Origin of the sequence: Pleomorphomonas sp. NRK KF1 (genome assembly GCF_023721755.1) — a bacterium.
Classification (GTDB): domain Bacteria; phylum Pseudomonadota; class Alphaproteobacteria; order Rhizobiales; family Pleomorphomonadaceae; genus Pleomorphomonas.
Genome location: NZ_JAMDLH010000003.1, coordinates 257,815 through 280,147 on the forward strand (window position 1 = coordinate 257,815; position 22,333 = coordinate 280,147).

Sequence of the window (22,333 nt, forward strand, 5' to 3'; positions counted from 1 at the left end):
GAGTCCTCGATGGAACTCGACATTCGCAACCTCACGAAGACGTTCGGCAGCACGGCGGCTCTTCATGGCGTCGACCTCAAGGTCGCCTCTGGCGAACTCCTGGCGCTGCTCGGACCGTCCGGCTCGGGCAAGACGACGCTTCTGCGCTGCGTTGCCGGCCTCGAAATCCCCTCCGGCGGCCAGATCCTGTTCGGTGGCGAGGATGCCAGCTTCAAGAGCGTGCAGGAACGGCAGATCGGCTTCGTGTTCCAGCACTACGCGCTCTTCAAGCATCTCACCATTGCCGACAACATCTCCTATGGCCTGAGGGTGCGCCCGCGCCGGACGCGACCGTCAGCGGCTGCCATTTCCGACAGGGTCGAGGAACTGCTCGCCCTGATCCAGTTGCCTGGCTATGGTGGTCGATACCCGAGCCAGTTGTCCGGCGGTCAGCGCCAACGGGTGGCGCTCGCGCGGGCACTTGCCGTCGAGCCGCGCGTGTTGCTGCTCGACGAGCCCTTCGGGGCTCTCGACGCCAAGGTGCGCAAGGAGCTGCGCCTGTGGCTCAGGGAATTCCACGACCGTACCGGCCACACTACTCTGTTCGTGACCCACGACCAGGAAGAAGCACTGGATCTCGCCGATCGCGTCGTCGTCATGAGCAATGGCAAGATCGAGCAGGAAGGAACGCCAGAAGACGTCTATGATCGACCGGCGACCCCCTTCGTGTTCGACTTCATCGGCGAGTCGGTCCGCCTCGACATCCGGGTCGACAAGGGGCGTCCTTTTGTTGGCCAGCAGGAGGTCTCGATCCCCCGGCTGCCACCGCTTCTCGTCGACGGGCCGGCAAAACTCTACGTCCGGCCCGAGCACGTTGCTTTCCGCCGCGACGGGGAGGGGCTCTGGGCGACGGTGGTATCGCTGCATCGGTCGGGATCGTCGCGCCGGATCGGTTTTCGCGCCGACGGGACCGACGCGGTGATCGAAGCGCTGACGCCGGCCGACCGCGAACCGCCCCGCATAGGTGACCGCGCAGCGTTGGAAATACGAGCGGCAGGTCTGTTCGCGAACTGAGACCGACGCGGCGCAATTGCCGTTCTCCGCAACCGGTGATACCAGTTACATTCGGAAACATCACGGATGCGCATTGCGCGCATGAATTGCGTCGAGAATCTCATGCGTTCATTTATTGTTGCTGCGGCGCTTCTGCCGCTTGTCACTGCCGTCCATGCCCAAGACCTCGTCTACAACGTCAGGTCCGGCGAGACGGTGTCCGAAGGGTTGTACCTCTCTACCGATCACTGCGTTTCCGTCGGCCAGTACAGGACCAAGGTCCTTAAGGAGCCGTCCCACGGCAAGCTAGTCATCCGCCCCGAGACCTTCGTCATCAATGAGCCGCCCTGCAAGGGGCGGAAGTTCGTCGGCACCAGGTTGTCCTACACCTCGGCCAAGGGCTTCCGTGGCACCGACCATCTGTCGGTCAGCGTCGGCTATCCCATCGATACGTCCCAGATGCAGTACACATACAAGACCTACGACGTCACTCTGAACGTCCGCTGATCAGGCGCCGCGCGGCTTGGCGCGTCGGGTTGGCTCGGCGGCGAGCGGGTTGTCCGGCCAGGGATGCTTGGGGTAGCGCCCCTTGAGATCCTTGGCGACGTCCTTCCACGAACCGCGCCAGAAGCCGGGCAGATCCCTGGTCGTCTGGATCGGTCGGTGAGCTGGCGACGTCAGCACGAGGGTCAGCGGCACACGGCCGCCGGCAATGGCCGGATGGCGATCGAGGCCGAACAGCTCCTGCACCCGTATCTCCACGGCAGGTCCACCGTCGGCCCCATAATCGATGGGGACCCGGCTGCCGGTCGGCGCCTCGAAGTGGCTTGGCATCAGCCGGTCCATGTCCTGCCTGAGGCCATAGGGAAGAAGCCGGTCGAGCGCGGCGCCAAGCAGAGCCGCATCAATGTCGTCGAAGCGGGTCACGCCGTCGACGAACGGACCGAGCCAGTCGTCGAGGCTATCGGCGAGCCCGTCATCGGAAAGATCCGGCCAGGGTTCGCCCACGGTTTGGTTGAGGAAACTGGAGCGCTCTCTAAGCCGCCGCTGGTCCTTCGACCAGCCGAGACGGTCGACGCCGATGCGCCTGACGCCGGACAGAAGTGCGGCCACGGTCTCTGCTTCGGCCGGCGCGGTCACGGGCTCCTCGGTGAGCTTCACCGCTCCAAGTCGACGGATGCGGCGAGCCCGAACGGCGCGGGCCGCCGCGTCGAACAGCACGGTTGTTTCCGCGACGATCCGGGACGCAAACAGCATCTCGATCTCGTCGCGGGAAATGGCCGCGGCCAGCCGGATGCGCGCGCGCTCGGCCTTGCCGGCGAGATCGGCAACGACAATGTAGCCTTCCTTGGCGAGCCGGTCGTGCTCCTCCAGCACCCCTCCTCGACCGCTGGCCAGACGAAAGGCTCCCGGCTGTCCGCGCGCCTCGGCGACACGGTCGGGATAGGCGAGGGCGAGGACGGCGCCCGGAGCAAGCGGCGCCGAGGACTGCGCGAGGGCATCGCCTCCGCTCGCCAGTTTCGCCCACTTGGCCGCCATCGCCCGAGCGTCGGAGGCCCGCTGTCCTCGGTCGGCGCGAAAACGCTGGAGGCGGTCGGCGAGGTCGGTCGCGTCGCCGCCGAGACCCTGCTCGGTCAGGATCGCGGCGATGTCGGCCGCCATCCGCCCCGCGCCAAACTCGGCGGCGCGATGGACCATGTGGGCGAGGCGTGGTGGCAAAGGCAGGCGTGCCAGCGCCTTGCCTTCCGCAGTGATGCGACCGTCCTCATCGAGCGCCTCGAGACCGCGCAGCAGGTCCACCGCCTCGTTCCAGGCAGGCTTTGGTGGCGGGTCCAGAAAGGCGAGGGTGGCCGGGTCGCAGATGCCGACGGCGGCGAGGACGAGGGCTAGCTGGCTAAGATCGGCTTCGAGAATCTCGGGTGTCGAATACGGCTGCAGCGCCGCCGTCTGCCCCTCGTTCCAGAGTCGCCAGCAGACACCCGGCTCGGTGCGGCCGGCGCGGCCGCGCCTCTGGTCGGCCGAGGCGCGGGAGACGCGCACCGTCTCGAGTCTCGTCAGGCCGGTGTCCGGCTCGTACTTTGGTACGCGGGAGAGGCCGCCATCGATGACAAGACGCACGCCGTCGATGGTCAGTGACGTTTCGGCAATGGCCGTGGCGAGCACTACCTTGCGCTCCGGCGCCCAGCACGGACGAATGGCGAAATCCTGTTCGGCGGCGGTCAGCGCGCCATAGAGCGGCGCGAGGCGGATCCCGACCGGCAGGCGACCCTCGAGCCGCTCGGCGACACGGCGTATCTCCGCCTGGCCCGGCAGGAAGACGAGGGCCGAACCATCTTCTTCCCGCAGCGCCCGCAGCGTCACGTCAGCCACTTGATCCTCGAACCGGAGAAGCGGGTCGCGGTCGACATGGCGGGTTTCGACCGGAAAGGCCCGTCCGGCGCTTTCGACAACCGGTGCGCCGCCGAGAAGGGACGCCACGCGTCCACCGTCGAGCGTGGCGCTCATCACCACGATCCTCAGGTCGTCCCTGAGAGTCGCCCCGTCGAGCGAAAGCGCAAGGCCGAGATCTCCGTCAAGCGAGCGTTCGTGAAACTCGTCGAACAGCACCGCCGACACGCGCTCAAGAAGCGGGTCGTCGACGACCATGCGCGTGAACACGCCTTCGGTGATCACTTCGATCACCGTGGTCGCCGAGACCTTCGAGTCCATGCGGACCCGGTAGCCGACCGTCTGCCCGACGCTCTCGCCAAGGCTCTCGGCCATGCGTGCCGCCGCGGCGCGGGCGGCGATACGGCGTGGCTCGACGACGAGCAACTTGCCCTGCCGCCAGGGCGCGTCGAGCAGCGCCAGCGGCACCCGCGTCGTCTTGCCGGCGCCGGGTGCGGCGACAAGAACGAGGCGCGGGTTGGCTTCAAGCGAGACGCGGACGTCATCCAGCACCGCGTCGATGGGCAGCGGTGGCGAGAAACGGTCCGGAATGGAGATCACCTGAGGGCCCGGATCAGCGCCGAGTCCGGCCAGCCGTCGGCCGGCAGGCCAGCCTTCAACTGGAAGCCTCGCACTGCCTCGCGCGTCCGCTGGCCGAGCTTGCCGTCCTTGGGGCCGGCGTCGAAGCCCTGTGCCGTCAGGGCGCCCTGGATGAAGGCGATGTCGGAGGCGCCCAACGCCTCGACCTTACCGCTGCCGGGACCGACCGGCGGCGCGCCGGCGAGCCTTGTGGCGAAGTAGGCGGCGGTCGTCGAGTAGACCAGCGACTCGTTCCAGCCAAGGTAGACATCGAAGTTGTGATAGGCGAGGAAGGCCGGCCCGAAGCGCCCCATCGGCAGGTAGAGCGCGGCAAGTCCGTCGGGAATCGAGCCGTTGGCGGCGCGTACGCCCATCGCTTGCCATTCGGCGACCGGCTTCTTGATCGGCAGGTCGGCCTGATCCCACGGCAGCTGGGCGGGGATGTCGACCTCAACGAGCCAGGGCTGCCCCTTCGCCCAACCGAGCGACTGCAGGTAGTTGGCGGTGGAGGCCAGAACGTCGGGCGCGCTCTTGATGAGGTTGCGGCGGCCGTCGCCGTCGAAGTCGACGGCGTAGCGAAGATAGTTGGACGGCAGGAACTGCGTCTGGCCGAGTTCGCCGGCCCAGGCTCCCTTCATCTCGGCCGGGCTAAGGTCGCCCCGCGCCACGATCTGGACGGCATCGAGCAACTCGTTCTGGAACATGACCGGCCGGCGGCAGTCGTAGGCCAGTGTCGCCAGAGATTGCAGGGTCGGGAAGTCGCCGGTATTGGCGCCGAAGTCGCTCTCCAACCCCCAGACGGCGACGATCACCTGCGGCGGCACGCCATACTGAGCCTGAATGCGGCCGAAAAGATCGCCGTTCGCCTTGATCTTCTGAGCGCCGACCGTCAGGCGATTCTTGTTGACCATGCGGCCGGCGAACTCGGCGAAGGTCTGCGAGAAGACACCCTGCCCCCGATCTTTCCTGATCACCGCCGGATCGAAAGAAATGCCCGAAAGCGACGACCGTACGGCGTCAGCCGGAAGACCGGCCTCTACCAGTGTCTTCGAATAGCCCGCGAGCCACGCTCCAAAGCCGTCGCCCTTGGCGCTGCAGCTTGCGGCGAGACCGGACGTGGCGAATGTCGGCAGTCCGAGAACCAACGCTGCAAGGACGGGAACCGAAGACCGCATGAAGACAACCTCCTGAAAGGACTTGACCTGTTGAAACGGATCATAGCGGCATTCGCCGGCAACCGACAGGGTGTCAGTCGGCATCTGCCCTCGCGCCGTTGTGCCGGTTGCGCCCGCCCACCACCGTCAGCCCGGCGACGACGATGACGGCGGCGCCGACCAGCATCGACGGGTGCGGCCGGTCGCCGAACACCAGCCAGCCGAACAGGATCGCCCACAGCAGAAGCGTATACTGGATCGGCGCCACAACGGCAGCTGGCGCCAGCTTGAGCGAGCGGGCTATGCAGAGGTGGGCCGTCATCGAGATGACGCCGAGGGCCGCGAGCATCGCGAGGTCGACGGGGCTCGGGGTTACCCATCCGAAGGGGGCAAGGACGGCGCCGACGACGAGAGCGCCAACGGTCTGCCAGAACACGAGCACCCGATCGGGCGTGGCTCGGAGCTGGCGGCTTTGCACCACCATCATGGCGTAGCAGAGCGAGCCTCCGATGGAGACCAGCGCCGGCCAGGAGAGACTGCCCGAGCCGGGGCGCAGCACGAGAACGACCCCGACGAAGCCGACCGCGATCGCCAGCCATTGACGGACGCTCACCCGCTCGCCGAGTAGCAAGGGCGACATGGCGGCAATGTAGATAGGCCCGGCCAGATAGAACGTCATGACGTCGGCGAGCGGCAGGAAGCGGACGGCCACGTAGAAGAACACGAGTTCCCCGGTTGCCAACACGACGCGGGACAACTGCAGTCTCGGCTTCTCGACTTTAAAGAGATTCGGCGCGCCACCCTTCAGGAGCAAGGGAGCGAGTATGGCGAGCGCGGCAAGCGACCGAACCAGCACGATCTGCCCGGCCGAATAGGTGTCCGCCAGCCATTTGCCCATGATGTCGTTGACGGCGAACATGAAGTCGCCGAAGAACATCATGAAAATGCCGAGACCGATGGTGGAGCCGACGGTACGGCGAGTCAGAAGCGCGACGGACAATGGGATCTCCGCAGACATCTACGAATGCTGGGATTCGATAGCTGATCCCCATGCTCTTGGCGAGAATGGCCGGGCAATTTCCCGGCACCGTCTCTTATTTGTCCGCTTGGCCAAGCGAGCGTGGCAAGGCTAACCTCGTTTCGATCGTTCCCGTTCTGGAGACATGATGCGGAAGCTCGATATCCTTCTCTACACCCGCGCCTCCGGCGGCGGCGGTGCCGAACGCGTCTGGGCCATTCTCGCCAACGGCCTTGCGGCCCGCGGCCACCGCGTCACCTTCGCTTTCGATGAAACCACGGCCAACGATGGCGTCGATCCGACCGTCGAGACGATCGAGGTCGGCGAACGCCACCCGGTCGCCGTGTTGCGTCTCGCCCGCTTGCTCCGTACCCGCCATTTCGACGTGATCGCTGGTGCCGTATCGGTTTCCTGCGTCAAGCTCGCCCTTGCCAAGGTTCTTGCTCTGTCGCGAACGCCACTCGTCTTTTCCTATCATGGGTTTGAGGAGTACAAGACGGGCCGCCTGTCGGCTGTCGGCTTTTACGCCTTGCCGGCGCTCGCGCCGCTGGTTCGTCGCTTCGTCGGCGTCTCCGATGGCATCGTTCGGGCCCTGGTCGAACGTTGGCACGCGCCGGAGGGGCGGACGGAACGCATCTATAACCCGGTGCCATTGCTCGCCGCCGCCTCCGCCGAGGAGATCGCCGCACGGCCTCCGATTGTCGGCGCCGTCGGCCGCCTGTCGCGGGAAAAGGGCATGGACGTGCTGGTCGATGCCTTCGCCCGTCTGACGACTCCTGGCGCGATTCTCGTCGTCGGCGGCGACGGACCGGAGAGAGAGAGGCTGGCCGAGCAGGTGGCGGCCCTCGGCATCGACGACCGGGTCCGCTTTCTCGGGCGGGTTTCGTCGGCGGCAGAAGTCTACGGTCAGTCGCGCGTCGCGGCCGTGCCATCACGCACCGAAGCCTTCGGCATGACCACCGTCGAGGCGCTTTCCGTCGGTCTCGGGGTCGTCGCATCCGATTGCGAAGGGTCGCGGGAGATTCTGGCCGGACGTTACGGCACGCTCGTTCCGGTCGGCGACGCCGCCGCGTTGGCGACAGCGCTCGACCGGGCGTTGGCAACGGCGCCGGATCCCGGTCCGGGGGTGTCCCGGGCCCGAGAGTTTTCGGCCGAGGCCGGTCTCGATCAGTGGGAGCGACTGTTCACCGGTCTGGCGGCGACGGACTGACGGCGCGGCGCGGCGGCCCGGCCGAGCGCGATATGCCGTTCGAACAGCTTCGGCATCTGCACGGCGACCGAGTAAGGCGTTACCTTGGCGCGGATCGTCGCGGGGTCGAGCAGACCGGCCGCGATGTCCGCCGCCAGCCGCGCAAAGTTGCTGGCCATGGCCTCGGCGGCGGCCTCGCGGTCGTCGGACCGTTCAACGAGGAAGCCGGACACACCCGTTTCGATCAGCGGATCGTACTGCGGCAGCCGGATCGCACCCATCGGACGACCGCTCGAAAGCGTCTCAAGAAGATAGCAAGGCATGCCTTCGAAGTAGGAGGTGAGGATGCCGCTGTGGCAGTTGCGCATGATGGCCGATACGCCGTCGCCCGTCTGGAAGCCGTGGCGAATGGTGAAGGGCTCGATGGCCGCGAACTCCTTGTCGCGGTGCGGATCGGATGTTCCGACGTAGTGAAACTCCAGCTTGCCGTCGAGCTTGGCATGGAGCCGCCGCAACGTCTCGAACATCAGCGGCGGATCCTTGAAGGCGTCGAGCCGGCCGGCGAACACCACGCGAAACACGTCGCTTGAGGGGAAGGGGGCGACCGGGAAGCGCTCGGTGTCGACCGACACGGTCATGAACTCCGCCTTGCGGGCGACCCTCGGCATTTCGCGCTCGTAGCGGGCAATGATGTTGGGATTGACGCCGACGACGCGCGTGGCAAGCGCCAGGCCGATCTTCTCGCTGAGGCGGTGAAGCCAGAAGTGACGGCCGAGAAGGCTGTCCATCTTGTCGCCCTTGGTCTCCTCGTTGTGCACGAGCTGCACCACCGGGTGGCCGAGCAGACGGGCCGGGATCGCCTGTTCGAAGCGCTCGATCTCGGTCGAGGCGGTCTCGCCGGCGGCGAGGCGACGAATGGTCAGGAGATGACGCATGATGCCGAGGGTAAAGCGCAGCGTCACCGAGTCGGTGATCTTCTTCGCCGCCGCGTGCATTGTCTCGCCGGGGATGTGCACCACCGGAAGGAAATCGATACGGCGCCCCTCGAAGTCGATCTGCACCGGCCTGCCGATTTCAAGGTCACCGCGTTCGTCGATGCCGACGAGGAGAACCGATACGTTGTCGGGGTGACGCGACAGCATCAGCCGAACGTGAGTTTCGACGCCGCCGACCTTGCCGCCGCGCGGATCGATCGAGTGGAAGAGCGTTATGCGATGCGTCATCGTACGGTCACCCCTCTCCGATCGTCTTGTCGGGAACCGGCGTCGAGCGCCGCCACGACAGCCGGGCTGCCATCTCGCGGGCGTTGTACCGCATGAGATAGAGCGCCGAGAGCGCATAGCGTTTGCTGAGGCGGCGTGGATCGTGAACGAGTCGCCACAACCATTCGAGACCGATTGTCTGGAGCACTTCCGGTGCCCGGCTCTGGCGGCCACCGATGAAATCGAGCGCCGCGCCGATGCAGACGAAGGTGACGCCGGGCGCCCAACGGCGGGCAAACTCGGCGAAAATCTCCTGCTTGGGGGCGCCAAGCGCCACGAAGCAGATCCGGGCGCCGCTCGCTGCGATGCGTTCGGCGGCGGCTCGGGCGTCCACGCCGAAAGGACTGAAGCCGTAGGGAGGACTCTCGAAGTCGGCAACGATGAGACGCGGGTACTCGCAGCGGAGCACCGCCACGCTGGTGGCGAGCGTCTCCGGACTCGTGCCGAAGAAATGCACGGGAACACGGGCAAGCGCCGCCGCCCCGCAGAGTGGGCGCACAAGATCTGCGCCGGTGACGCGAACGAGGCTCGCCCCCTGTCGGCGCGCCATGGCCACCACCGGAGCGCCATCGGCGGAGACATATGTCGCCTGATCATATGCTGCGCGGAAGGCCGGATCGTGCTCCAGCTTGACGAGATGGTCGAGGTTCAGCGTGAAGACGGTGCCGCCCCGGCCGGTCAATGCGTCGAAGGTGACGAGATGGACGAGGTCGACCTGCTTTCCGATGTTGACGCGTATCGTGTCGATCGTGGCGATCGGATCGGGCGTGCGGCCGGACTCTGCAGATTTTGCGGCTTCGGTCGAAACCGGACGATCGATGAACAGACCTGACATTGGCGACTCTCCGGCGCGTCACGCGCCATCCCGACGCCGGAGACGCGCGACGGACCATCAAGGCCCCATCCCCGCCTCCCAGCGAATTGCGTTTTCCGGCAAGGGCCAAGCTGTCGGCATGGCCTTCCCTTCGACGCAACCTAGACCGGTCGCGGTTCAATACGGATTTATCCGATCCCTCAAATTGTAATGAAATGCCGTTTTGTTTCGAGCGGAAGGAGACGCGCGGCGTGTTTGCAGCCGATCCATCGTCGCCCGAGGTGGGCAATGTCGAAGCGGCGGGCCGGTCTGTCTGCTGCAGGGCGAGCTCAGGCGCGCTCCGCCATGGCGAGGCTGTCCGCGCGTTCGTGAACCAGTACCACGCCGGCGAACGCAGGCAGGATGCCGGCCAGGTCGCGCACCATTTCCGCAGCCTCGTCGTCCTGTTCGATGATGGCGTCGGCGACGATCAGAACGGCGTCAACCCGGCCGAGAAGTGCCTGGAACAGCTCGGGCGAGTGGCGGTGCCCGCAATGCAGGATGATGCGGCCAAAATCCTGGGACAGCTTCTCGACGAAGTCGGCGACGCGGGTGACGTCGGCGGCGATGTCGGCTGCCAAGTCCGGGCCTCCGACGCCGATGAGGGTCAGATCCGGTCCCTCCTCGCAGAGCGCGATGCCGGTCGCGTCGGCTCTGCCGGCTATCACGTCGATAACGCCCGGGATCGCCTCGTCGACATAGGCGCGATGCAACGGAAGCTCATCCCAGGATGCATCGATGAGCAGAACGCCATCCCTGGTCGGCACATGGGCGAGTCCGAGAGCGATGGTCGCCGCCGCCGGGCCGTGGTCGGCACCGAGCACGAGAACCAGACGCGATGCGCCGGCTGCCGCCGTGATCTTGCGAACAAGTGCTCCGAAAGCCTCGGCGGAAGCCTGGCTCGGCAGGCCATCGTCATCGGTCAGGGCGCTGGTCAGGATGGAGTGCGGCGTCCGCTCGGTGGGCCGGCCGCGGTGGTCTGACTCAAACGAGCGCGTGGCCACCGTGAACTCGGCGAGGACCGATGGCGCCGCCGGTTCTTCGGCCGTTGCGCTGCCTGGCAGACTGTCGCTCTCCTCCAGAACGGCCGGTGGCTGCGTGCCGGGAAGGTCCTCTTCCGGTGAGAACGCCGCGTCTTCCCGGGTGCGGAGCGAGCCGGTATCGCTGGGCGCCGCGAATGCCTCTTCGTCGGCTTCCGCATATTCCGGCAAATAACGGCGGCCGCGATAGACTGCGATGGTCAGGGCAAGACCGAGACCGGCGATGCCGCAAAGAGCAAGGATAAGGGTCTGGCGTGGTGCATAGGGAGACAGCGGAATGTTGGCCGGTGCGATGACGCGCGCGTCCGACACCTGCGTGTTGGCCTGCAGGGTGATTTCCTCGGTGCGCGCGACATAGGTCTTGTACATGTCGGCACGGAGCGAGGCTTCGTTCTCGAGTTCGCGCAGCTCAATGGTTCGTTCGCTGGTGTCGGTGACCACGGCGCCGGCATCGTCGAGCGCCTTTCGTGCCGCTGCTTCGGCAGCCGCCGCCACCTGATACTCCGCGTCGGCGCTGACGGAGAGCGTCTTGAGTTCGCCCTCGATCTGGGATTCGGCGCGGACGAGATCGGCGCGCGCCGCCACCATGCGGGGATGGTTCGGGCCGAGATCCTGGCCAAGCTCGCCGACGGTGCGAGCGGCGAGTGCCCGTTCGATCTTGAGACGGCTCAGAACCGTGGAATCTATGCCGGTCAGAGCGGCGTCCGATCCGCCGGCTCGGGCTGCGGCGATCTTGTCGCGGCGGGCCTTGGCATCCTGGGTGCGAACGCGGGCGGCGACATAGGCGTCGTTGAGCTGGCGTAGCGTATCCTCGTCCACCGAACGGCCGTTTGCCGTCAGGATTCCATGATTGCGGCGGTAGGCTTCGAGCTTTTCCTGAGCGGTGCGTGCCTTGGCCCTGAGGTCGTCGAGCTGCCGGTTGATGAGGTTGCTCGCCTCGCGGACCGCCGCCTGCTTCACCTCGACCTGATTGGCGACGAACGCCTCGGCCAGTTCCTGGGCAATGCGAACGGCGCGATCGGCCGATTTGCTGCGAACCGAAATGTCGAGCACGTAGGTCTGGTCGGCGCGCTCCACCTTGATCGCCTTGACGAGCGCCCTCAGTGTCTGGTCGCGGCTACCGCCGAACTCCGGGTCGCTTTGGAGCCCCAGCGTATCGATGACCGTCGAAAGGATCGCGGCGGATGTGACGACGTTGGCCTGGGTATCGATCCATACGGCGTCGACACCCTGCAACGGCTGTGAAAGGCCGGGACCCGCCACGACCTGCTTGTCGCGAGGGTCGAGCAAGACTCTGGCCGTCGATTGCCAAACCCGAGGGGCAAACGTCGCGTAGGCAAAGCCCGCGCCGACAACCAGCAGCGTGACCAACGCGATCAGTCGCCACTGGCGGAACAGGATGGAAAGCAACAGGCCGATGTCGACCTCGCCCGGGCGGCGCGTTTCCTCGGTCATCGGCCTAACGATTCTCTGGTCGTCGGATATGATGAGGCTGTTCAACTTGCTTGTCCGCCCGTGTTTGCAGCTTGTTAACCATAGGGCGGTGCGCTTAAGGAAACGTGAACGATGTCGGTCGAAATAGAGGCACCGATCCTCCTCACGAAGACCGCGAGTTAACCATGCAGTCGCGACGATCCCACTCAGGTTTTCGGAAGGTTTCAGTCTCGGGATCGATCTCGGTATGGCATTGCGGGCATTTCTGCTTCCCGTTTCCTATCGCACCGGCAGCGTCGGCTTTGCGATCGATGTACGTCCGTTTGCGGCCGGCCTGACGGTCCTTTCCGTTCTTGCTCTCTTCCTTCTGTCCGGACCGATGCTCAACCTAATCGGCATCCCCTATGATGCGGCGGGCGGCAGTCCGCTCCTCAAGATCCATCCGGCGAGCTACCTGTCCGTGCTGGCGCTGGCCACCTGGATTGTCGTCGACGGCGGCCTCGGGCCGTTTCTTGGCCGCAGTTGGCGCGACAGCCCTGGCTTGGTGGCCCTTTTCCTCGCCATCGGTCTTCTCGCCTTCCAGGTCATCGGCGTTCAGAAAACGCCGATTTCGCAGGTGACCGACAACTTCGTGATGACCGCCTGCCTGTTCGCGTCTCTTGCTCGTCTGGACTCTCGCGAGATGCGTTTCGTGGCGCTGCTCGTGCAGGCCATCCTTGCCGTCAACAGCACCCTTGGCTATGTCGAGGGGCTCAGCGGCTTCCGTTTGACCCCTCTCTATGTCAACGGCGAGTTGCTAACATGGGAGTGGCGGGCAACGGCACTGCTCGGCCATCCCCTGATGAATGCCATGATCACGACGGTTTGCCTGGTGTCGCTGGCCTTGGGCGCCGGACCGTTCCGACAGGGACCCCGTCTCTTTCTGGTGTTGTTCCACTTCGGAGCGCTGTTCTTCTTCGGCGGCCGTACCGCCATCGTTCTGTCGGCCGCTTCCCTGTTCGCCATCGCCGCCTTCTCGGGCGCCCGCCTGCTGCTGGGGCGCCGTTTCCCGCTCCCGGTGGCCGCCGCCGCCATCTTCGCCGCAACGTTTTTGGTGATCGGCGCCGTGCTCGTCGTCGACGGTGGCATGGTCGACCGTCTGATTGGACGCTTCATCAATGACGACGGCAGCGCCATGGCCCGCGTCGCCATGTTGTCGGTCTTTCGGGACATGTCCTGGCCGGAGGTGGTCTTCGGGCCGGACGTCGCCTCGGTGAAGGCGATGCTGCCGAGGATCGGCACCCCGATCGCCATCGAAAGCGCCTATGTCGGCTTCGTCGCCTACTACGGCGGTTTCGTCACTCTGTTCTTCCTGATGGGGCTCGCCGCCTTTTTCGCCGAACTGATCCGCCGCTTCGGGGCGGCCGTCCTCATGCCGCTCGGCATCTATTTTCTGATATCAACGGCGGTGTCCTCCTTCTCCACCAAGTCGATCGAACTTGGCCTGCTCACCACGCTCATCATCACGGCCTTTGCCAGTCGCCTGCGGACTTCGGAAAGGTCGCCGCCATGCTGATCCGCCAGACTCTTCTCTACCTGCCGGCGCAGTTCCTGTCGCCGGTTTCTCAGTTCCTGTCGGTAATGATCTGGACCTGGTGGCTGCCGCCGGCCGAGATGGCCACGTTCGTGCTCGTCACCTCGACGCAGGAACTGGCCTACATGTTGAGTCGGTCCTGGTTCTCCTTCTACACGCTGCGCTTCCTGCCCCCGCCGGAGGACGTTGCCGGTCGTCGTCGCTACCTTGAGACCGAGACGTCGCTGCTGGTTCTGATGACGCTTCCCGAACTCGCCGCCGCCGCTCTCTCCATGCATTTCTTTAGCGGGCACAGCGACCCGCTTCTCGTCTTCCTGATCATCGCCGCCTATTACGTGACGCGCGGTCTCAACAACCATTTCGGAGAGCGGGCCCGAGCGCAGGATAAGATTCTTGCTTACACGCTTTTGCTGACGTCGGGCCCGGTGGGCGGCCTCGTGGCGGGAGTTGTCTCTACCGAGGTTTTCGGTGCTTCCGCTGGCCAGCTTCTGATCGTTTACGCGGCCATGCAGGCGCTGGGCACCGCCGTGGCGCTCCCGATGATCGGAGCGAGCCTCCGGACGGCGCGCCTCGACCTTGCCATCTTCAAGGACGCCGTCCTGAACGGCGGACCGATGCTGGTGGTCAACGGGATCGGCTGGTTTGGCGAGAACGGCATTCGCTATGTCGTCGATCACATCGGCGGCTCGGCCGCTTTTGGACTGATGGCGGTCGGCTGGGGGCTTGGCCGACGCTCGGCCTCGGTCGCCTCGATGCTGGTGTCCGTGGCCGCATTCCCGATCGCCGCCCGCATGATCAACGCCGGCGACCGGAACGCGGCGCTTGAGCAGCTCAAGGTCAATGCCGCCCTGCTCACCGCCGTATTGCTTCCGTCGGTGGTGGGCCTTTGGCTTGTCACCGACATTCTGGTCGACTTGGCGGTTGCCGAAACCTACCGCGACGTGACCCGCTCCATTCTCGGGCTCGCTGCTTTCGGCGGCATGATTCGCGCCTACCACGCCCACGCCACCGGACAGATGCTGACGCTCGACAGCCGTTATGGCCTGCTCGTCATCATCGGCCTGTTCGAGATCATGGCCACCACCGGCCTTGCCGTCGTCGGCTTCTCCATGAACTATCTCGTCGGGGTGGTGGTTGGCGCGCTGATCGCCTCAGGTCTGACGCTGGCCCTTTCGGCTACCATTGCCATCAGGCTCTGCGGTTTTCGCTTCCCCATTGTCGATACCGCTCGCATTGCACTTGCGACAACCGTCATGGGACTCGTCGTTCATTCGATAGACTGGCCGCATACCGCCCTTGGTCTTGTGGGCGCCACGCTGATCGGCGGTCTTTCCTATGTCTTGGCGCTCGCCGCCGTCTATTATAGGCATCTGCCGCCGTTGGTCGGCCTCATCACGGCAAAAATCGCGGGGACGCGACCATGACCTTCATTTCCCAGGAATTTCTCGACGATCTCTTGGCCCAGGAAGACCGTCTGCAGTTTCCCTCCTTCGACAACGACACGGCCATCGCGCTCGGCCTTCTTCTGGTGGAGCTCGGTCGGTCCCGCAGCCTGCCGATCACCGTCGACGTGAGGCGCGCCGGCCAGCAGCTTTTCCATGCCGCGCTCCCCGGAACCAGCGCCGACAATGACGAATGGGTGATCCGCAAGAGTGCCGTCGTCATGCGCTTCGGCCATTCCTCCTACTACATGGGACGGCGGGCAGCCCTGAAGGACGTGCCGTTTCATGAGGCGATGCTTGTCGATCCACGCGAATATGCCGCCCATGGCGGCGCCTTCCCGATACGCGTGATCGGCACCGGCCTCATCGGCACCGTCACCGTGTCGGGGTTGCCACAGCACGAAGATCACGCCCTCGTCGTCGAGGCCATCGAAGGCTTTCTCGCAAGGCAGGGCTGAACCCCTCCCATCGGCGGGCGACGGATCGGATTTGGCCCGTGGCATCAGGGCCAGCCGGGTCTGATCGGCCGACGGTGCATTCCCGCGATTGCCCCGGCGACGGGGCTCGACTTTGCCTTCCGTCTGCGTACATAACGAGCGTGACCTTTTTTCGGGCGCGCCGTTGGGCGTCGAGGCTGAGAGCCTCGTATGGGAGTGCCAGTTCGTGGAGATCAAGTGGCTCGAGGATTTCGTGAGCCTCGCCAACACGCGCAGTTTTTCGCGCTCGGCGGTGGAACGCCGCGTAACGCAGTCCGCCTTCAGTCGTCGTATCCAGCAGCTCGAGCAGTGGCTCGGCGTGCCGCTGGTCGATCGCTCTACCTACCCGACCACGCTCACCGCTGAAGGCCGCCGTTTCCGCGAGACCGCCGAGGAGGTTCTGCGCCTCATCCTGCTCGAACGCGCCGAACTGCGCTCGGGGCGGGCGCAGGGTCAGGGCATCCTCACCTTTTCGACGCTGCATTCCCTGTCGATTTCCTTCTTCCCCTGGTGGCTCAAGGATGTCGAAGCGGGCTTCGGACCGATCCATGCCAGGCTGATCACCGAGAACTTCCACGACAGCATTCGGATGTTTGCCGAAGGCGACTGCGATTTCCTGCTCACCTACGAGCATCCGCGCGTGCCGGTGCTGCTCGACCCCGAGCGCTTTCCGTCCCTCGACCTTGGCGGCGACCGGGTGATCCCGGTTTCGGCGCCCGATGAAGCGGGGGCGCCGCTGTTCCCGCTGCCCGGTGGGTCCGACAAGCCGGTTCCCTATCTCGCCTACGCGCCCGAGACGTTCCTCGGCCGGTTGGTGTCGGTGCTGCTCGCCGAGCGAGGCGAAGCGCTGAATCTCGCCAAGATCTACGAGAACCCTATGGCCGAGGCGATCAAGACCATGGCGATCACCGGGCGCGGCGTGGCCTGGCTTCCGGCCAACACCATTCGCGCCGAGATCGAGGCGGGAAAGCTAGTGGCCGTCGACCCCGAGGCGGTGATCGAGATGCGCATCCGCATCTACCGCAACATGGACAAGGTTCGCGCGCGCGTCGAGCGCCTCTGGACCTATCTCAAGGACCACACCGACGCGGCTCCGACGGCCAAAACGTCCTCCTGAACTTCGACGAGGCCAGCCATGCTTGATCTGCTCATTGAGAACGCCAATCTCGCCGACGGCCGCACCGGCGTCGACATCGCCGTCAAGGATGGTCGCATCATCGACATCGGGCCGGCCATCGGTGGATCGGCCCACGCGACCATCGACGCGTCCGGGCGGCTGGTCACGCCTCCCTTCGTCGATCCCCACTTCCACATGGACGCGACGCTGTCGCTCGGCCTGCCGCGGATGAACCGCTCGGGCACGCTCCTGGAAGGCATCGCGCTCTGGGGAGAGTTGAAGCCGCTTCTGACCCAGGATGCGGTGGTGGAGCGGGCGCTGCGTTATTGCGACCTCGCCGTCAGCCAGGGGCTGCTCGCCATCCGCAGCCACGTCGACGTCTGCGACGACCGGCTTCTGGCCGTCGAAGCGCTGCTGGAGGTGAAGAAGCGGGTCGCTCCCTACATCGACCTTCAACTCGTCGCTTTCCCGCAGGACGGCTTCTATCGGTCGCCGACGGCCGAACGCAACCTTCTCAAGGCGCTCGACATGGGCGTCGACGTTGTGGGTGGCATTCCGCATTTCGAGCGGACGATGGCCGATGGCGCCGCCTCGGTGCGTCGCCTGTGCGAGATCGCCGCCGAGCGCGGCCTGATGGTCGACCTCCACTGCGACGAGAGCGACGATCCCTTGTCGCGCCACATCGAGACGCTGGCCGCCGAGACGATCCGCACCGGCTTGCAGGGCAGGGTGGTCGGCAGCCACCTGACCTCCATGCACTCCATGGACAATTACTACGTCTCCAAGCTGATCCCCCTGATGCGGGAGGCCGGCGTGCACGCCGTCGCCAATCCGCTGATCAACATAACGCTTCAGGGGCGCCACGATACCTATCCGAAGCGGCGTGGCATGACCCGGGTGCCCGAGCTTCTGAAGGCCGGCGTCAACGTCGCCTTCGGCCACGACTGCGTGATGGATCCCTGGTACTCGATGGGCTCCGGCGACATGCTGGAGGTGGCCTCGATGGCCGTTCACGTTGGCCAGATGACGGCGCTCGACGCCATCGACACCGCCTTCCACTGCGTCACCGACAGGGCGGCGAAGGCCATCGGGCTCGACGACTACGGCCTTGAAGTGGGCAAGGCGGCGAACCTTGTGATGCTGCAAGCCCGCGATACGGTGGAGGCGATCCGCCTGAAGCCGACTCGCCTCGCCGTCATTCGCAACGGCAAGGTCATCGCCGAAACCGAGCCGCGCGTCGCCCGCCTCGACCTTTCCGGTCGTCCCGGGGAGGTCGATCCGTCGGCCTATGCTCCGCCGCGTGGAGAGTGAAGGCTCACCGTCAGCCCTCGTCATCCCAATAGCCGAGACCGGTGCCGTGCCGCCCGATGAAGCGGAACGGCTCGCTGTGTGCGTCGTCGCCGGCCGGCAACCGCCCCTTGACCAGGAATTTGCCCGAATCCGGGTAGTCGATGACGTCGGGTTCGACCATGGTCGATACGGCGAGGTAAATGAGGACCGCGCCTGATGTGTTCTCGATCTGGTGGGCGCTCTCAGGGCCGCCGGGCGGACAGGCAATGATATCGCCGGCGCGAATCGAATGCCGCTCGCTGCCGATGCGGACGGTGCCTTCGCCATCGAGGATCAGGAACATCTCTTCGTTGCATCGGTGATTGTGCAACGGGGAGGCGCGACATCCCGGCGCAACCTCGATCAGCGAATAACCGAGCATCCGGGCGCCGAGGCGCTTTCCGATGGCTGCGAATCGCGCCGCGTATCCCTTGGGAGCGGTCCGATCGAGGTCGTCTTCGGGATCGAAGGCGGTCTCCGTGAGGTTGAGAATTCTCGGCAACCTCGCCTCCCGTCAACCTTGCTTGCGGGCTTCTTTCCAGGTGTTGGTCTGGCTCAGCATCGACTTGAGATAGGCGACATTGGCTTCCGCCTGCGCCGGGTCCAGCTCCTGCCGCGCGATCGCGTCCGCTTCCTTGAACTTGCCCTGCAGCCCCAGGACGAGCGCCAGGTTCTGGCGGATGCGGCTAGTCGCTCCAGGCAGCGCCGCCGCCTTCCGCAACGTCTTCTCGGCGTTGGCGATGTCACCGGCCAGAAGGTAGGACAGTGCAAGGTTGTTGTAGACCGACGCTTCGCCCGGCGCGATCTGCAGCGCCTTCTGATAGGCGGCGCGAGCCTCGGCCGGATTGCCCTGCTGATCGAGGATGGCTCCCTCGGCGGAATAGAGCTTCCAGTCAGGCTGGTCGGGCCGTTGGGTCTGGCGGATGACCCTCAGCGCCTGGTCGAAGTTGCCGTTGGCGGCGAGCGCCTTGCCATAGGCGGCGCTCATTTCCGGATCGTTCTGCGAGGCGACCATGCCCTTTTCAAGGACGGCAACGGCTTGATCGGTACGCCCCCCGAGGCGAAGGGCGGCGGCGTAGTTGAGAATGTTGGTCCGATTCTTCGGATCGGCATCGTAGCGCTGACCCCAGGACGACGCGGCAGCGGTGATCTGCGCATCCGTCATCCGATCTACCGAGCCGGTCACCGAGACGTCGCCACGGGTGGTCAGTACCGGCCGGTTGCTGGAACAGCCGGCGGTGGCGAGGGCAAGCGGCAGCAGCAGGGCGAGAAACGCGGAACGTCGGGCGAAAAGCGGCATCGATCATCACCGTGATGAGGGCGGCTCGGCCGCCTCGGGTCCGGTCTTTGATAGTCTGTTAACCTTACCGCTCAGTTAACCCGGGGCCTCACGAGCTGCCGCGTTTGCCTTGCCGCCACCCGTCCGTCTCTCTACATTCGGGAAAATGCCAACCGGAGTTTGCCGCCTTGCTGTCCGCTTTTGCCGCTGCCGATGAAGCCGCCATTCCCATCCACGCCGTCACCGCCGACGGGCTTGATGTCCGGCTTGCCGAACTCGGCGCCACGGCATGGGCGAAGGCCAACGCCTTCACCGCCGACGAAGGAGCCGTCCTGTTGCTGCCGGACGCCGACGGCAATGTTGCAGCGGTCCTCTTTGGCCTTGGCCGCAAGGAAGCCGCCCGTCCGCCACTGCTTGCCGGCAAGCTCGCGACCGCTCTCCCCGCCGGCACTTATCGCCTCGAAGGCTGGCCGGGCAATGTCGGCGAAGCGGCCCTGGCCTTCGCGCTCGGTTCCTACCGCTTCGAGCACTACCTGAAGCCAAAGACAAATGCGCCACGCCTCGTCCTGCCGGAGGGCGAAGAGGGGGCGGAGGCCGAACGGATCGCCGCCGCCGTCTACATGGTGCGCGACCTTGTCAACACGCCGGCCAATGACCTTGGTCCGGCCGAACTGGCCGCTGTCGCCCGAGAACTGGCAACGGCCCATGGCGCCGTGTTCGAGGAATACCTCGGCGACGACCTGCTCGCCCGCGAATTCCCGCTTGTCGAGGCAGTGGGACGCGGCTCCAGCCGTCCGGCCCGCCTGATCACCTTCACCTGGGGGCGGGCCGATGCGCCGAAGATATCGCTCGTCGGCAAGGGCGTTGTCTTCGATACCGGGGGTCTCGACATCAAGGGCGGCAACTACATGCTGCTGATGAAGAAGGACATGGGTGGCGCGGCCAACGTGCTCGGCTTGGCCCGTCTGATCATGGAAGCCGGTCTCGATCTACGCTTGCGCGTGGTGCTGCCGATCGTGGAAAATGCCGTGTCTGGCTCCAGCTATCGTCCGGGCGACGTTTTCCCGTCCCGCAAGGGGCTCACCATCCAGATCGGCGATACCGATGCCGAAGGGCGTCTGATTCTGGCCGATGCCCTGGCTTTCGCCGATGAGGAGGCTCCGGATCTGCTCATCGACCTGGCAACGCTCACCGGGGCTGCCCGGGTCGCGCTGGGGCCGGACATTCCGCCCTTCTATACCCGCGACGACAAGTTCGCCGCCGACCTCGCATCTGCGAGTCTTGCAGCTGGCGATCCGCTCTGGCGTTTGCCGTTGTGGGCGCCCTACGAGGACGGCCTGAAGTCGAAGATCGCCGATCTCAACAATGTCTCTCCCGGCGGCTTTGCCGGTTCGATCACCGCCGCGCTGTTCCTCGGCCGCTTCGTCGAAAAGGCGAAGACCTGGATGCATGCCGACATCTTCGCCTGGGTGCCGGCGGCGCGACCGGGCCAGCCGGAGGGCGGTGAGGCGCAATCGATCCGTGCCCTATACCTCTACCTCAGGGACTTGTTCGGGCGCGCCTGAGCGCGGTCCAGAAATCCATCGCGGTAAAAAAGCTGTTCGGCGGCGCATACTTATGCCGCTGCCGGGCGGCTCGTCTGCGTCTTGCGCATTGCTCTTGCCCGAGCTATTCCGTGAGTGCGGGGGATAGTTTTTGTTAAAGCCATGAAAAGAAAATATAAATTGGCTTGCGCTAAGGTCGACGATGTTTCGTCGGCATCGGTGGTCGAAATTCCGGTACGGGGTGGGCCGCATACCAAATCCTCCCGATCTCGGATATTCGCCGCAAATCCACGAGATTTGGTATGACGGGGGCGCCGCCGCTCGCCGTATCCTCGGTCAATCCAACGAGAATCGATAGAGTATCGCCGATGTCGACATCCTCCCCCCTGATCCTGGTCATCAACAGCGGCTCGTCGTCGTTGAAGTTCGCCATCTACCCGGTCGGCGAACGCCAGCCGCTGGCCTCCGGCCTTGCCGAACGTCTCGGCCAGAATGATGCCTCGATCCGCTTCGATGTCGACGGCACCAAGAACAAGGCGCCGCTGGCGTCCACCGACCACCAGGGCGCAGTCGATGCGCTGATGGCTTTCCTGAAGGAGCGCGGCTGGTTCCAGCGCGTGGCCGCCGTCGGCCATCGCGTCGTCAACGGCGGTGAGCGCTTCACCGAAAGCCGTATCGTCACCGACGACGCCATGATCGAGGAAATCGGCACCTGCCCCTTCGCGCCGCTGCACAATCCGGCCCACGCCATCGGCATGCGCGCCGCCGTCCACGCCTTCCCGTCGCTGACGCAGGTTGCCGTGTTCGACACTGCCTTCCACCAGACGATGAAGCCGGAAGCCTTCCTCTACGCCCTGCCGCGCAAGTACTATCGTGACCTCGGCGTGCGCCGCTACGGCGCCCACGGCACCTCGCATCGCTACGTTTCCGGCGAGACCATCCGCCTGCTCGGCCTTGACCCGAATGACAGCGGCGTCGTCGTCTGCCATCTCGGCAACGGCTCGTCCGCCACCGCCGTTCTCAACGGCAAGTGCGTCGATACCTCGATGGGCCTCACCCCGCTGGAAGGCCTGGTCATGGGCACGCGCACCGGCGACGTCGACTACGGCGCGCTTGCCTACATCGCCAAGAAGACCGGTCTTGATGTCGACGGCCTTGAGAAGATGGCCAACCGCGAGAGCGGCCTGCTCGGTCTGTCGGAGCTCTCCAACGACTGCCGTACGCTGACCGAGGCGGCCCAGGCCGGCAACCATCAGGCCGAAGAGACGCTCGACGTCTTCGTCTTCCGCCTTTGCCGCTACATCGGCGCCTTGACCGCCGCTCTGCCGCGTCTCGACGCTGTCGCCTTCACCGGCGGCATCGGCGAGAATTCCGCCTATATCCGGGCCAAGACGCTGAAGCGCCTGTCCGCCCTCGGCCTCGACCTCGACGAGGAAGCCAATGCCAAGATCTACGGTGGCAAGAGCGGCATCGTCTCTCTGTCGAAGAAGCCGGTAGCCATTGTCGTGCCGACCGATGAAGAGCGCGTGATCGCCGAGGACACGGCCCGCCTCGCCGGTCTCCTGCCTGCCAACGCCTGATGCGA

The 22,333-nt window shown here is 65.5% G+C and carries 18 protein-coding genes; 10 read left to right on the forward strand and 8 right to left on the reverse strand.

Annotation, left to right across the window (positions count from 1 at the left end; translation table 11 throughout):
• The first annotated feature begins 9 nt into the window (after positions 1 to 9).
• Both M4J39_RS10600 and M4J39_RS10605 read left to right on the forward strand, forming a co-directional pair.
• Complete coding sequence (locus M4J39_RS10600) at positions 10 to 1,053, forward strand: sulfate/molybdate ABC transporter ATP-binding protein (protein WP_251727809.1); 1,044 nt, start codon at positions 10 to 12, stop codon at positions 1,051 to 1,053.
• Positions 1,054 to 1,155: 102 nt separating this feature from the next.
• Complete coding sequence (locus M4J39_RS10605) at positions 1,156 to 1,539, forward strand: hypothetical protein (protein WP_251727810.1); 384 nt, start codon at positions 1,156 to 1,158, stop codon at positions 1,537 to 1,539.
• Here the strand turns inward: M4J39_RS10605 and hrpB are convergent, their stop codons facing one another.
• Genes hrpB through M4J39_RS10620 form a run of 3 tightly spaced genes read right to left on the reverse strand, consistent with a single transcriptional unit; the run spans position 1,540 to position 6,192 of the window.
• The gene (gene hrpB, locus M4J39_RS10610) at positions 1,540 to 4,020 is read right to left on the reverse strand and encodes an ATP-dependent helicase HrpB (protein WP_251727811.1); all 2,481 of its coding nucleotides are present in this window, start codon (positions 4,018 to 4,020) and stop codon (positions 1,540 to 1,542) included.
• The gene (locus tag M4J39_RS10615; RefSeq protein WP_251727812.1) at positions 4,017 to 5,297 is read right to left on the reverse strand and encodes a lytic murein transglycosylase; all 1,281 of its coding nucleotides are present in this window, start codon (positions 5,295 to 5,297) and stop codon (positions 4,017 to 4,019) included. Before M4J39_RS10615 ends, hrpB begins: the two co-directional genes overlap by 4 nt.
• Complete coding sequence (locus M4J39_RS10620) at positions 5,287 to 6,192, reverse strand: DMT family transporter (protein ID WP_251727813.1); 906 nt, start codon at positions 6,190 to 6,192, stop codon at positions 5,287 to 5,289. The genes M4J39_RS10615 and M4J39_RS10620 overlap by 11 nt, the downstream gene beginning before the upstream one ends.
• Before the next feature lie 163 nt (positions 6,193 to 6,355).
• On the opposite strand from M4J39_RS10620, the gene M4J39_RS10625 reads away from it, so the two are divergent.
• The gene (locus tag M4J39_RS10625; protein ID WP_251727814.1) at positions 6,356 to 7,420 is read left to right on the forward strand and encodes a glycosyltransferase; all 1,065 of its coding nucleotides are present in this window, start codon (positions 6,356 to 6,358) and stop codon (positions 7,418 to 7,420) included.
• Here M4J39_RS10625 and M4J39_RS10630 read toward each other — a convergent pair.
• The 3 genes from M4J39_RS10630 to M4J39_RS10640 form a co-directional block, all read right to left on the reverse strand.
• Positions 7,378 to 8,622 (reverse strand): glycosyltransferase, encoded by a 1,245-nt coding sequence (locus tag M4J39_RS10630; protein WP_251727815.1) that lies wholly within the window; start codon positions 8,620 to 8,622, stop codon positions 7,378 to 7,380. The two genes, M4J39_RS10625 and M4J39_RS10630, sit on opposite strands and share 43 nt — an antisense overlap.
• Positions 8,623 to 8,629: 7 nt before the next feature.
• Positions 8,630 to 9,496: a WecB/TagA/CpsF family glycosyltransferase gene (locus tag M4J39_RS10635; protein WP_251727816.1), complete on the reverse strand. Its 867-nt coding sequence runs from the start codon at positions 9,494 to 9,496 to the stop codon at positions 8,630 to 8,632.
• A 308-nt stretch (positions 9,497 to 9,804) separates the two neighbouring features.
• Complete coding sequence (locus M4J39_RS10640; protein ID WP_251727817.1) at positions 9,805 to 12,009, reverse strand: exopolysaccharide transport family protein; 2,205 nt, start codon at positions 12,007 to 12,009, stop codon at positions 9,805 to 9,807.
• A 226-nt stretch (positions 12,010 to 12,235) separates the two neighbouring features.
• Here M4J39_RS10640 and M4J39_RS10645 point away from each other — a divergent pair, with 226 nt between their 5' ends.
• The 5 genes from M4J39_RS10645 to M4J39_RS10665 all read left to right on the forward strand — a co-directional run bounded on the left by M4J39_RS10645 (position 12,236) and on the right by M4J39_RS10665 (position 17,907).
• Positions 12,236 to 13,543, forward strand: a complete 1,308-nt coding sequence (locus M4J39_RS10645; protein WP_251727818.1) for a VpsF family polysaccharide biosynthesis protein — start codon at positions 12,236 to 12,238, stop codon at positions 13,541 to 13,543.
• Positions 13,537 to 14,985, forward strand: coding sequence for a lipopolysaccharide biosynthesis protein (locus tag M4J39_RS10650; RefSeq protein WP_251727819.1), 1,449 nt, complete (start codon positions 13,537 to 13,539; stop codon positions 14,983 to 14,985). Before M4J39_RS10645 ends, M4J39_RS10650 begins: the two co-directional genes overlap by 7 nt.
• Positions 14,982 to 15,461, forward strand: coding sequence for a heme-degrading domain-containing protein (locus tag M4J39_RS10655; protein WP_251727820.1), 480 nt, complete (start codon positions 14,982 to 14,984; stop codon positions 15,459 to 15,461). Before M4J39_RS10650 ends, M4J39_RS10655 begins: the two co-directional genes overlap by 4 nt.
• A 205-nt stretch (positions 15,462 to 15,666) precedes the next feature.
• Positions 15,667 to 16,596, forward strand: a complete 930-nt coding sequence (locus M4J39_RS10660; protein WP_251727821.1) for a LysR substrate-binding domain-containing protein — start codon at positions 15,667 to 15,669, stop codon at positions 16,594 to 16,596.
• Between the two features lie 18 nt (positions 16,597 to 16,614).
• Positions 16,615 to 17,907 carry an amidohydrolase family protein gene (locus tag M4J39_RS10665; RefSeq protein WP_251727822.1) on the forward strand — a complete coding sequence of 431 codons (1,293 nt, stop codon included), beginning with the start codon at positions 16,615 to 16,617 and terminating at the stop codon, positions 17,905 to 17,907.
• A gap of 10 nt (positions 17,908 to 17,917) precedes the next feature.
• Here the strand turns inward: M4J39_RS10665 and M4J39_RS10670 are convergent, their stop codons facing one another.
• Both M4J39_RS10670 and M4J39_RS10675 read right to left on the reverse strand, forming a co-directional pair.
• Positions 17,918 to 18,427 carry a cupin domain-containing protein gene (locus M4J39_RS10670; protein ID WP_251727823.1) on the reverse strand — a complete coding sequence of 170 codons (510 nt, stop codon included), beginning with the start codon at positions 18,425 to 18,427 and terminating at the stop codon, positions 17,918 to 17,920.
• Positions 18,428 to 18,439: 12 nt separating this feature from the next.
• Positions 18,440 to 19,225, reverse strand: a complete 786-nt coding sequence (locus M4J39_RS10675) for a tetratricopeptide repeat protein (protein ID WP_251727824.1) — start codon at positions 19,223 to 19,225, stop codon at positions 18,440 to 18,442.
• Positions 19,226 to 19,392: 167 nt separating this feature from the next.
• On the opposite strand from M4J39_RS10675, the gene M4J39_RS10680 reads away from it, so the two are divergent.
• Together M4J39_RS10680 and M4J39_RS10685 are read left to right on the forward strand one after the other, a co-directional pair.
• Positions 19,393 to 20,769, forward strand: a complete 1,377-nt coding sequence (locus M4J39_RS10680) for a M17 family metallopeptidase (protein ID WP_254004866.1) — start codon at positions 19,393 to 19,395, stop codon at positions 20,767 to 20,769.
• Positions 20,770 to 21,116: 347 nt separating this feature from the next.
• The gene (locus M4J39_RS10685) at positions 21,117 to 22,328 is read left to right on the forward strand and encodes an acetate/propionate family kinase (protein ID WP_251727825.1); all 1,212 of its coding nucleotides are present in this window, start codon (positions 21,117 to 21,119) and stop codon (positions 22,326 to 22,328) included.
• The last annotated feature ends 5 nt before the right edge of the window (positions 22,329 to 22,333 follow it).

What these genes read in the sequence shown, in the direction of transcription:
- M4J39_RS10600 (WP_251727809.1), top strand. Translation starts at nt 10, where the DNA reads ATGGAACTCGACATTCGCAACCTCACGAAGACGTTCGGCAGCACGGCG.
- M4J39_RS10605 (WP_251727810.1), top strand. Translation starts at nt 1,156, where the DNA reads ATGCGTTCATTTATTGTTGCTGCGGCGCTTCTGCCGCTTGTCACTGCC.
- M4J39_RS10615 (WP_251727812.1), bottom strand. Translation starts at nt 5,297, where the DNA reads ATGCCGACTGACACCCTGTCGGTTGCCGGCGAATGCCGCTATGATCCG.
- M4J39_RS10625 (WP_251727814.1), top strand. Translation starts at nt 6,356, where the DNA reads ATGATGCGGAAGCTCGATATCCTTCTCTACACCCGCGCCTCCGGCGGC.
- M4J39_RS10630 (WP_251727815.1), bottom strand. Translation starts at nt 8,622, where the DNA reads ATGACGCATCGCATAACGCTCTTCCACTCGATCGATCCGCGCGGCGGC.
- M4J39_RS10635 (WP_251727816.1), bottom strand. Translation starts at nt 9,496, where the DNA reads ATGTCAGGTCTGTTCATCGATCGTCCGGTTTCGACCGAAGCCGCAAAA.
- M4J39_RS10640 (WP_251727817.1), bottom strand. Translation starts at nt 12,009, where the DNA reads ATGACCGAGGAAACGCGCCGCCCGGGCGAGGTCGACATCGGCCTGTTG.
- M4J39_RS10645 (WP_251727818.1), top strand. Translation starts at nt 12,236, where the DNA reads ATGGCATTGCGGGCATTTCTGCTTCCCGTTTCCTATCGCACCGGCAGC.
- M4J39_RS10650 (WP_251727819.1), top strand. Translation starts at nt 13,537, where the DNA reads ATGCTGATCCGCCAGACTCTTCTCTACCTGCCGGCGCAGTTCCTGTCG.
- M4J39_RS10655 (WP_251727820.1), top strand. Translation starts at nt 14,982, where the DNA reads ATGACCTTCATTTCCCAGGAATTTCTCGACGATCTCTTGGCCCAGGAA.
- M4J39_RS10665 (WP_251727822.1), top strand. Translation starts at nt 16,615, where the DNA reads ATGCTTGATCTGCTCATTGAGAACGCCAATCTCGCCGACGGCCGCACC.
- M4J39_RS10675 (WP_251727824.1), bottom strand. Translation starts at nt 19,225, where the DNA reads ATGCCGCTTTTCGCCCGACGTTCCGCGTTTCTCGCCCTGCTGCTGCCG.
- M4J39_RS10685 (WP_251727825.1), top strand. Translation starts at nt 21,117, where the DNA reads ATGTCGACATCCTCCCCCCTGATCCTGGTCATCAACAGCGGCTCGTCG.